This is a genomic window from Intrasporangium sp., assembly GCF_032907665.1.
Classification (GTDB): Bacteria; Actinomycetota; Actinomycetes; order Actinomycetales; family Dermatophilaceae; genus Intrasporangium.
Window position 1 is genome coordinate 4,487 of sequence record NZ_JAJJPG010000093.1, and the last position, 10,430, is coordinate 14,916.

At 72.1% G+C, this 10,430-nt stretch carries 8 protein-coding genes and 1 pseudogene; 6 read left to right on the forward strand and 3 right to left on the reverse strand.

The features are described 5' to 3' along the window. A pseudogene (locus tag LOY02_RS13515) lies at nt 1–446 on the forward strand (hypothetical protein); the annotation flags it as partial. Between the two features lie 81 nt (nt 447–527). After that, nucleotides 528–983: an alternative ribosome rescue aminoacyl-tRNA hydrolase ArfB gene (gene arfB / locus LOY02_RS13520; protein ID WP_317182884.1), complete on the forward strand. Its 456-nt coding sequence runs from the start codon at nt 528–530 to the stop codon at nt 981–983. 49 nt (nt 984–1,032) lie between these two features. On the opposite strand, the gene LOY02_RS13525 is transcribed toward arfB, so the two are convergent. From LOY02_RS13525 to LOY02_RS13535, 3 genes are all read right to left on the reverse strand, one after another. Beyond that, nucleotides 1,033–1,905, reverse strand: a complete 873-nt coding sequence (locus LOY02_RS13525; RefSeq protein ID WP_317182885.1) for a hypothetical protein — start codon at nt 1,903–1,905, stop codon at nt 1,033–1,035. A 139-nt stretch (nt 1,906–2,044) separates the two neighbouring features. Then, complete coding sequence (locus tag LOY02_RS13530; RefSeq protein ID WP_317182886.1) at nt 2,045–2,488, reverse strand: hypothetical protein; 444 nt, start codon at nt 2,486–2,488, stop codon at nt 2,045–2,047. 171 nt (nt 2,489–2,659) lie between these two features. Then, on the reverse strand, nt 2,660–2,902 hold the full coding sequence (locus tag LOY02_RS13535) for a hypothetical protein (protein ID WP_317182887.1): 243 nt from the start codon (nt 2,900–2,902) through the stop codon (nt 2,660–2,662). Between the two features lie 35 nt (nt 2,903–2,937). Here LOY02_RS13535 and LOY02_RS13540 point away from each other — a divergent pair, with 35 nt between their 5' ends. Genes LOY02_RS13540 through LOY02_RS13555 form a run of 4 tightly spaced genes read left to right on the forward strand, consistent with a single transcriptional unit; the run spans nt 2,938 to nt 10,282 of the window. Next, complete coding sequence (locus tag LOY02_RS13540) at nt 2,938–3,960, forward strand: LCP family protein (RefSeq protein ID WP_317182888.1); 1,023 nt, start codon at nt 2,938–2,940, stop codon at nt 3,958–3,960. Next, a complete protein-coding gene (locus LOY02_RS13545; RefSeq protein ID WP_317182889.1) occupies nt 3,957–8,072 on the forward strand; it encodes a TIR domain-containing protein in 4,116 nt (1,371 codons plus the stop codon). Before LOY02_RS13540 ends, LOY02_RS13545 begins: the two co-directional genes overlap by 4 nt. Beyond that, entirely contained in the window at nt 8,069–9,025 is a 957-nt protein-coding gene (locus LOY02_RS13550) for an alpha/beta hydrolase (protein ID WP_317182890.1), read from the forward strand. The genes LOY02_RS13545 and LOY02_RS13550 overlap by 4 nt, the downstream gene beginning before the upstream one ends. Nucleotides 9,026–9,043: 18 nt before the next feature. Further along, complete coding sequence (locus tag LOY02_RS13555) at nt 9,044–10,282, forward strand: caspase family protein (protein ID WP_317182891.1); 1,239 nt, start codon at nt 9,044–9,046, stop codon at nt 10,280–10,282. Nucleotides 10,283–10,430 lie beyond the last annotated feature (148 nt).

A 10,430-nucleotide genomic window follows, 5' to 3' on the forward strand; every position in this document is an offset into this window, starting at 1 on the left:
ACATCGAGGCACTCGTGCCGGGGTTCGAGCTGACCACCTTCCGCGAGACGGTCCGGGCCCGCCTCGACGGCGCGTCCGGCACGGTGCCCGGGGTGGCAGCCACTTCCCTGCGCACGACCCTGCCGTCGACGCTGCCCACGTCGCTGCCCACCAAGCCATCGCCGACCGCACCCGCCACGACCCAAGCGCCGGCCGCGACGACGACCCATGTCCCGACCGGCACGCCCACGGGGACGCCGACGGGTACCCCTGAGGGCGGCGTCCGCGGCTCGATGACCGTCCGCGAGGTGGCCGAGAGCAACGGCGTCGCCATCGAGCAGCTGCTTGCGGAGGCCGGCCTTCCCGCGGACCTCGACCCGGACACTGTGCTCCGCGACGTCCAGAACACCGTTCCCGGATTCGAGATCCAGGCCCTGCGTGACGCGGTCGAGGCGCTGGCGCGCTGATACCGGCGTTCCCCGGGGCCGAGTCCGTCGCCGCCCGACGTGACGCGCGCCAGCCCAATGGCCATGGACGACAATGGGACGATGACCGAGCCCGGCAAGGATCTCGTGCTCCGCGCCCCCGGGCTCGGCGAGATCGTCATCCCTGCCGCCGAGCTCGTGGAGCGTTTCAGCCGGGCGAGCGGTCCGGGCGGGCAGGGTGTGAACACGACCGACAGCCGGGTCGAGCTGCTCTTCGACCCGGGCGCCAGCGCGGCCTTCTCCACGGCGCAGCGCGACCGGCTGCTCGAGCGCCTCTCTGACCGTCTCGTCTCCGGGCGCCTGCGCCTCGTCGGCTCGGAGTACCGGTCGCAGCGCCGCAACCGCGCTGCCGTCCGCGAGCGCCTGCGCGACCTGCTCGTCGACGCCCTCGCCCCGCCCGCCGCCGCACGGCGCCCCACCCGCCCGACCCGAGGCTCCCAGTCCCGCCGCCTCGACGCGAAGCGGCGTCGCAGTGACGTGAAGTCGGGGCGGGGTCGGGTGCCCCCGACCCACGACTGAAAGGGCGTATGCCGCTCAGCCGACTCCCGACCCGCCTGACGCGGGCGGCCTACTCCTTGAGGATGTCCTCGGCCGCGGGCACCGAGACGTCCACGCGTCCACCGATCTTCGTGATGGTGACCTTGGCCCTGGCCGCGTCGATGACCTGCTCGATCATGCCGGGGGGGAGGGACTCCGAGGTGCTCCACACGTCGTGTCCCTTCCCCGTGACGGTGAAGGTCGCGATGGCGCCGGAGTCGGCGTCGAAGGTGACCGAGGCAGGGACACTGCCGATGAGGGAGGACGACAGGTCAGGATCCTTGAAGATCCCGCTCATGCCCAGGAGGGAGAAGGCGGGCAGCGCGTCGATGCTGCCCCTGACCGCTCCGCCGCGGGCGAACTCCTCTGCCGCGAGAGCCTCCACCCCGGGCGGGACCGTCGTCGGTGCCGACAGCTCGAGGGGGACCCCCATCGACAGGGCCGACTCGTTGGTCATCTCCATCCACTTGCCGCGGCGCGAGCCCGTCCATGCAGGCATCGTGACGTAGGCGGCGTCGGGGGTGTTGACGATGCGCATGGTCAGGTCGACCTCGTCCTGACCGGGCACCTCGCCCCTGAGCCGGAGGCGGGTCAGCGCCAGCCCCTTGTCGCCGTCGACCGTCACCTTCCGCTCGGTCCGGATGGCGTTCTCTCCCAGCTGCACCGTCGACTCGACGACGTACTCGACGGTCTTTGCCTGGTAGAGGCTCCGGAGTGCGACCGAGAACACCCTGACGGGGCTGGGGGTGCTGGGGGTCGTGAATCTCGCGGTCGTCGAGGTGGTGGCGGTGCTGGCGGCCATGGACCCCGCTGTCGTTGCGCGACTCACGGGCTCGGCGGACGCGCAGCCCGCAGCGATGCACAGGATCAGACTCGCCGCGGCGATGCCCCCGGGTCGTTTCATGGCCGAGACGGTAGGACGCGCTCGTGCGCGAGGACCAGTCTATTTGCGGACGGGCACCGCTTGGATCGGGTCACGCGGCTGGGAGCGAGCCCAGCGGCATACGGCCTGGTGGCGTGGAGCGACGTGGTGACGATGCCCACTACCGCCGACGAGAGCGGGTCCGCAGTCGCACCACCAGGGCGACGGCCCCGAGGACTGCCGCCGCGAGCAAGGCGTAGGGGTCACTGGGGCGGCCCCCATCGGCAAGGTCCGCCCAGTGGTTCCACGCATGGAGCGCGTTGGTGACGGCAAGGCCTGCGAGCCCGACCGCCACGGCGTCCCGCCACCACAGGGCCGACAGCAGCATGACCCCGATCCCGATCTGGAAGACGCCGGCGTCGTGGAGGAAGTGCTCGTGCTCGGGCCAGTTCGCCCACTGCGCGAAGCCATTGGGGTCGACGCGGCACCACACCCCGAAACCCAGCATCATGGCAGCGCCGGCGAGCACGGTGACCGTGACGAAAGGACTGAGGCCCTCACCCCGCGCTGACGGGGGTCGAGACTCAGCGGTCGGGACGGAGAGCGGCTGTCGGAGGTCGGGCATCGAGAACCACCTTGCGTCGAGGGTCCTGCCGGGTGCCACCACAGTGCGAAATCGTCGCGACGTCAGGCAAACCCTTTTGACGGGTTGCCCGATATCGGGATTCTCCGGTCGGGCGAGCAGCGCCGGTCTAGCCTTGAAGGAACGGACAACCGTGCACCACGTGGGGCCCTCTCAGGGGGTGGGCATGACATCGAAGAGGACGACCTCGAGGCCGGGACGACCCTCGAAGCTCCAGATCGTGTCGGGTCGGGTCGCCGTGGTGACAGCGGTGGTGCTGTTCAGTGCGGGCTGCCCTGGCGCCGACGACTCTGGCGACGACGTCACGTCCGTGGACGCGTCGACGTCGACCAGCCCCACCACGACGCCGCCCACCAGCACCACCTCGACTCCACCGACGGAGACGTCGACCTTCACCCCACCTGATCCGACCGACCTGTCGGGGCCGTGAGATGTCCCGCCGCGGGAGGGCGGCCACCGGGCTCGCCGCGCTCACCACGCTGGTCGCACTGACGCTGGCAGGGGCGGGCTGGCTCGTCCCGGGCCTGCGTCAGCACGCGGTCCTGGTCGCCTCCCTCGCAGCGGTTGCCCGCAACGACGTGGGCGTCGGCGACCTCGACGCCGCCGGGTCCTCGACCCGCACGAACTACCTCGTCGTCGGAACCGACCAGCGCCACGTCCCCGCCGGGGGACGCCGCGACATCCGCAGTGAGCGGGCCGACGCGCTCATGGTCTGGTCCGTCCGGGACGACGGAAGGGCTCTCGTGCTGAGCCTGCCTCGGGACCTGCGCGTCCACGTGCCCGGTCATGGCGACGGCAAGCTGGGCGGCGCGCTGGACTACGGCCCGGCCGCGGTGATCGATGGGGTCCGCTCCCTGACCGGCCTGCCCGTCCACCACTACGTCGAGCTCGAGTTCTCGGCCTTCGTCGCAGCAGTCGACCGGGTCGGCGGCCTCCGAGTCGACCTCGCAGCCCGGGCCCGCGACCGGGGCAGCGCGCTCGACCTGCCCGCAGGGACCCAGACGCTGCGCGGCACCGAGGCGCTCGCCTTCGTCCGGTCGCGGACGCACGAGCAGCTGGTCGGGGGCCAGTGGGTGAGGGACCACTCGGGAGACCTCGGGCGGATCGAGCGACAGCACCTCCTGCTCTCCAGCCTGCCCGACGCGGTCCGTCGGTGCGGGGGGCTGCAGTGCGTCGGGCTGCTCGCCGGCCTCGGCGATGCCGTCACGCTGGACCGGACCTTCACCACAGGTGACCTGCGCACCCTGGCCGTTGCGGTGGCCGGCCGGGGAGCTCGTATGTCGACGACCGTCCTGCCGACCCGTCCGGCGCGTCAACCCGGCGACTCCCTCTCACCCTTCCCTCCGGCGCATCTCGGCAACGTCGGCTACCGCCAGGTCGACCTCGCAGCGGCTCGTCCCGTGCTCGATGGACTCCGCGCCGGCCCTGTTGTGCGGGGGGCGAGCGCGCCGTGACCCCAACCGAGAAGGAGGCCCCCGCGTCAACCCGGGAGCCCGCTCCGGAGCCCGACTCCGCTGCGCGCGCAGAGCGGTTCGACGTCTTCGTCGTCAACGCGAAGGACGACCGCGACTGGGTCGAGGGCTTTCTCCTGGCGGGGCTCAGGGACGCCGGCGTGCGCTACCTGGACGAGTCCCAGTTCCCCCTGGGGCCACCCGAGCTGAAGCTGTTCGCCGACGGCGTGGAGCGGTCCGACCGGATCCTGCTCGTCGTGACCCCCGCCTTCCTCACCGACTCCCGGGTCGAGTTCGTCAAGTGGCTGGCCCTGCACTTCGGCGACGAGCAGTCAACGTGGCCCGTCGTCTCGCTCATCCGCGAGCCCGTCGAGCGCCTCCCTCCAGAGCTCGGTCTCGCGGAGCACCTCGACATGACGTCGGAGGAGGACTGGGAACAGGGTCTGCAGCGGATCGTCGAGAACCTGCACCGACAGCTGCCCGACCGCACGCGCCGACCGCACTGCCCCTACCCCGGCCTGCTCCCCTACACCGGGGAGGAGGAGGAGCGCTTCCCGTTCTGCGGCCGGGACGCCGAGATCGACGAGGTGCTGGAGTGCCTCCGCGTCCATCCCGTGCTCGCCGTCATCGGCACCTCCGGCAGCGGCAAGTCGTCCCTGCTCCACGCGGGGGTCCGGCCGCGGCTCGAGCGCGACCACGAGGTCGTCAGCGTCCGACCCGGCCGCACCCCCACGGCGAACCTCGCTGCGGCTGTCTCCCGGACCCGGGAGTCCAGTCGCCCCGTGGTCCTCATCGTCGACCAGTTCGAGGAGCTCTTCACGCTCTCCCACCTCCGTGGCAGTGCAGAGTCCGAGGTGATGTCCTTCTGCGAGGAGCTCATCACGCTGTTCGCCGACCGAGCGTCCGACGGCCTGCGCTGCATCATCGCGATCCGCGCCGACTACTACCCGCAGCTGATGACCTGTCCGCTGTGGGAGCGGATCCGGGACCACCGCTTCGAGCTGCTGCCCCTGCGCGGTGATCAGCTCCGAAGGGCGATCCAGGAGCCGGCGAGCGCCGTCGGTGTCCACGTCGAGGCCGCCCTCGTGGAGGCGCTCGTGCGCGACTCGGAGGGCGAGCCGGGCAGCCTCCCGCTCGTCCAGGAGACGCTCGTCTCCCTCTGGGGACATCTGCGCCGGCGCTACCTGCCGCTGAGCGCCTATGACGCCCTCATCCTGCCGGGGCGTGCCTACGGCGAGCCTCCGCGGACCGGCCTCCAGGTCGCGCTGGCCCGCCACGCCGAGGCGACGGTGTCCTCGCTCGACGAGGCCGACCGGGTCACCGCGCGGCGCATCTTCCTGCGGCTCGTCCAGCTCATGGACGGCCGCGAGGACGTCCGACGCCCGCAACGGCGTCGCGAGCTGGAGAGCATGGACAGCAGCTCGGAGTCGGTCGACCGGGTGCTCCAGCGCCTCATCGACGCACGGCTCGTCACTCCCACCGCCGACGAGGCGACGGAGGATCCCCGCGAGACCCTGCTCGACCTCGCCCACGAGGCGATCATCTCCGGCTGGCCCTCGCTGCGGGCGTGGATCACCGAGCGGAGAGCGGCCGAGGTCTTCCGACGCAAGCTCGAGGCGAGCGCGTCCGAGTGGGTGCGGCTCGGCCGCGGCGACGGAGGCCTCCTCGACGAGGTCGAGCTGACGGAGGCGCGGAGCTGGCTCGACGGGCCCGATGCGAGCGAGCTCGGCGTGAGCCAGGACGTCGTCGACCTCGTCGCGAGCAGCAGGAGCACGCTCGAGACCGCGCGGGCACGCAAGGCCCGGCAGGACCGGATGTTCCGCATCCTCAGCGCCGCGCTCGCCGTGCTCCTCGTGGCCGCGGGCGTCTCGGCGCTCATCGCAGTGGGGCAGCGCAACGAGGCCGAGGAGGGCCGGCTCGCGGCCCGTTCGGGACAGCTGGGCCTGTCGGCTGAGGGCCTCCCGCCCGAGCAGCTCGACCGCGCCCTGCTGCTCGCCCTGGAGGGTCTGGCCCTCCGGCGCACGCCCCTGACGGTGGGCGGGATCCTCGCCGCCCTCAACTCCAACCCGCGGGTCGTGCGCCTGCTCCATGCGGACGAGCCGCAGCTGGCGGTCGCGGTCACCGGCGACGTGGGGACGGGAGTGACGGGGTTGGCCGGGGTGACGGGGGTGACCGGGTTGACCGGGGTGACCGGCGGACAGGACGGGGTCGTCCGTGTCTGGGACCTCGGTGCGGGTGGCCCGGCCCGCCGGCTCGCCGCGTTGGACGGTGAGGTCCGCAGCATCGCCCTCAGCCCGGACGGGCGGACCGTCGCGGCGAGCTCGAGCAGGGGCGCTGTCGGCCTGTGGGAGCTCGCGACGGGCAACCGTGTGCCGTGGACCCGGTCCAGCGCCCCGCCCGGCGAGGCCGAGCACCAGGGGTCCGTCCGGTCGATCGCCTTCAGCGCCGACGGCAGGTCGCTCGCGACAGCCGGCCAGGACGGCGTCGTCATCGTCCGCGAGGCGAGCACGGGACGCGTGGAGCACGTCTTCGAGGGCTACCGCGACTGGCTCAACGCGGTCACCTTCACACCGGACGGCACGCTGCTCGTCGCGGCGGGGGGCCGGACCGAGGGACGGAGCGTGGACGAGCGGATCCTCCTGTGGGATGTGCGCGCGGGAGGTCTGCACGCCGAGCTGACGGGCCACGACGAGGCCGTGCGCGCACTCTCGGTCAGCCCCGACGGCAGGACGTTCGCGTCGGCGGACGCCGAGGGGATCATCAAGGTCTGGTCGCTGCCCGAGGGCCGGATGCTCCGCCGGCTCGACGGTCACCAGGACCGCATCTTCGGCCTGTCCTTCTCACCCGACGGGACCCTGCTCGCGTCCGCCGGCCGTGACCACACCGTCCGCCTCTGGGATCCCGCGACGGGCGAGCCGGCCATGGATCCCCTTCGCGCCCACGGGGACTCCGTGCGGGGCCTCGCCTTCGCCAGCAGCGGCCAGGTGCTCTCGGTGGGCAACGACGGACGACTCGTCCTGTGGCATGCGGGCCCGGAGGAGCGAGCCCGGCTCGCCCTGCCCCTGGCCGACCAGCCCGGGACGACCCGCGCCGTGGCCGCTGATCCGACCCGTGCGCTCGTCGCCACCGGCGACGACACGGGCAGGGTGGTCGTTCGCCGAGCGGGCGATGGCCAGCCGACGGGGGTCGCCGTCGACACGGGAGGGCCCGTCAGCGGCGTCGCGCTCGGGCCGGGCTCCCTGCTCGTCACCGCGAACTACGACGGGCACCTGCGGGTGTGGGACACGAGCACCGGGGCCCCGCGCACGCCGGGGACGCAGACCGGTGAGGGCTCCCTCGTGGTGGCCGTCTCCGCAGACGGGCGGACCATCGCCACCGGCGGCGACAAGAACATCATCCGGCTCTGGGACCAGGATCTGCAGCAGAAGGCGGAGCTCGTGGGGCACCGCAACTGGGTGCGGGCGCTGGCGTTCATGCCTCGCGGCCAGGGCCAGGTCGGTGGCCTGGAGGCAGACCAGGGGGCAGACCAGGGGGCAGACCAGGACACCGGCCAGGGTGAGGTGCTCGTCTCCGCCGGTGCAGACGGCATGGCCTTCGTCTGGGAGAGCCTGAGGACGGCCGCCCAGCCCCGGGCACTGGGCCAACGCTCCAGCCTCATGGAGGCGCTCGCGATCAGCCCCGATGGGAGGACCATCGCCACGGGCAACGCGGAGGGCCAGGTCATCCTCTGGGACGCGGCCGGGTCCGACGCCACCCCGGCGCGGCGACCACGGCTGGCCGGCCACGAGGGGAAGGTCACGGGCATCGCGTACAGCCCGTCGGGCGACTGGATCGTCACAGCCGATGTCGGCGGCACGGTCCGGCTGTGGGCGGCAGAATCCGGCCTCGAGCCGTGGGGCGAGCTCGGTCGCATCGGTGAGGTGTCGGGCCTCGTCGCGGTGTCCGACCAGCAGGTGTTCAGCGTCGGTGCCGGGGGCCCGGCCCGCTGGGTGCTGGACGAGCGGCAGTGGCGCCAGATCGCCTGCACGGCCGCCGGCCGGAACCTCCGCCCCGAGGAAGCCGCCCGCTATGGCTTCCCACAACCGCCCCTCACGTGTACCGGCGGCGCCCCATGAAGCGCATCCGGCGCCTCCTCCGCCTCAGCGTCCTGACTGTCGCACTGTGCGGCGCCGTCGTCGGGATGCTGCCCGGGTGCTCCCCCGTCCCGACCCCACCGGAAGCGGGCCTCGGCCCGACGGCAGTGACGCACACCAGCCGCTTCCACGAGGCCATTCCGTATGCCGCTGGGCGGGCTCTCGACGTCCACGCACCCTTCCCGGAGGCCGGCTCGACTCCAGCGGCTGCACCCGTCGTCGTGCTGCTCCACGGCTGCTGCGGTGACAGGTCGGACCTGACCAAGCTGTCCGAGGCGCTTGCCGCAGCGCAGCTCGTCGTCTTCAACGTGGACTGGGCGGGCCTCGACGCCGATGCGAGCTTCCCCGACACCTACGAGGACGTCGCTTGCGCAATCGGTTTCGCGCGGCAGCACGCGCGGGACTTCGGGGGCGACCCCAAGCGGGTCATCGTCGCCGGATGGTCGGACGGCGCCATGGCCGCGGCGGCGGTCGCGGGCGCGCCGGGACGGCTCGACGCAGGCGGGTGCCTCGCCGACGTGGCTCCGGTTGCGGGCACGGTCGCGCCGACTGCCGTCGTCGGTATCGGCGGCTTCTATGGCTGGACCGTGCCGGTGGCCGATACGTATGTGACCTCCAGGGCGATCCGTCTCTTCGGCGGTGGACCGGAAGAGGCCGGTGAGCGCTGGTCTGCCGCCACCCCCTACACCTCGTTGCGCTCCGCGCCGCCGACCCTGCTGCTCGTCGGGACGACTGATCCGCTCGTCGCCGACGCGCGGCGCTATGCCGAGGCGCTCCGCGATGCTGGCAGACCGGTCCGGGTCGTCGCCATCCCCCCTGACGGTGACCAGACCCTGATCTCTCCACGCACGACCGAAGGCCGCCGAGTGGTCACCGAGATCGCGGCCCTCGCACACGACCCGGCGAACCAGCCAGCGACATCACACAGCAGGTGAGGGATCGACATGCCGACCATGGAGTCCGCACACGCGCTCATCATCGGGATCGCCGACTACGAGCACGTCCCCAAGCTGCCCCCCACGGTCCTCGACGACGCCCGGGACATCCGGGACGTCCTCGTCGATCCACAGCACTGCGGCTACCCGCCCGAGCAGGTGCGGCTGCTCCTCGACGGCGAAGCCACCCGGGAGGCCATCCTCGGCGGGCTGGCGCAGCTGAGCGATGACTCCGACCCGGAGTCGTCGGTGCTCGTCTACGTCTCGAGCCACGGTGGTCGGGTGCAGAGCGGACCCGACGCCGGCGAGTACCTCATCCCCGTCGACACCGTGCCGGGGGAGGGTTTCGCTCGGACGGCCATCTCCGGGGACGAGCTCACCCAGGCCCTGAGGGCCATCCCGGCCCGCAAGGTGCTCGTCGTCTTCGACTGCTGCCACTCGGGCGGGATCGGCCAGCCCAAGGACGCCACTGGCACTGCCGAGCCGGTGTTCAAGGCGGGCCTGTCGGACGACTACTACGAACGCCTCGCCGCAGGGCGCGGCAGGGCGATCCTCTCCTCCTCGCGGGACACGGAGTTCTCCTACGTCCTGCCCGGTGCGCAGAACAGCCTGTTCACCCAGCACCTCCTGACCGGCCTCCGTGGAGGCATCGCCAGCGAGGACGGGCTCATCCGCGTCTTCGACCTCTTCGAGTACGTCCAGCCCAGGGTGACCCACGACCGGCGCGACCAGCACCCGATCTTCAAGGCGGACCTCGAGGAGAACTTCCCGGTCGCCCTCTTCGGCGGCGGTACGAAGGGCCTGGTCGCCAAGGATGCCGACGGCTTCCGCTTCGACGCCTACGTGAGCTACGTGGACCGGGAACCCGACTCGACGTGGGTGTGGAGCACCCTCGTGCCGCGGCTGGAGCAGCAGGGCCTCCGGGTCGCCGTCTCCGGGGACTCCTCGGATCCTGGTGTGCCTCTCGTGGTCAGCGCAGAGCGGGGCATCGCGCAGGCGAAGCGGACGCTGGTGGTCTTGTCCCGTGCCTACCTCGAGGACACGGTGACGGACTTCGAGAACGTGGTCGCGCAGTTCCTGGGCATCACGGAGGGGTCCTACCGGCTGCTGCCGGTTCGGATCGAACCCTTCGACGACAACGCCCTGCCGCCTCGGCTGGCGATGCTCACGGCCTTGGATCTCACGCGACCCGAGCGGGCAGAGCGAGAGTGGGACCGCCTCACGAAAGCGCTCAAGGGTCCGCTGCCCCGCCAGTAGTGCCCGCCGACCCGTGACCGTCCTGCTGGGAAATCTGTCAGCCAGCCGCAGCGGAGTCGTCCTACCGTGGAAGGGTGTTGTGTCATGAAGTCATCGTCGCGGGCTACCCCGGGGCGGAGCTCGTCGACATCGCGTGCGTGACCAGCGC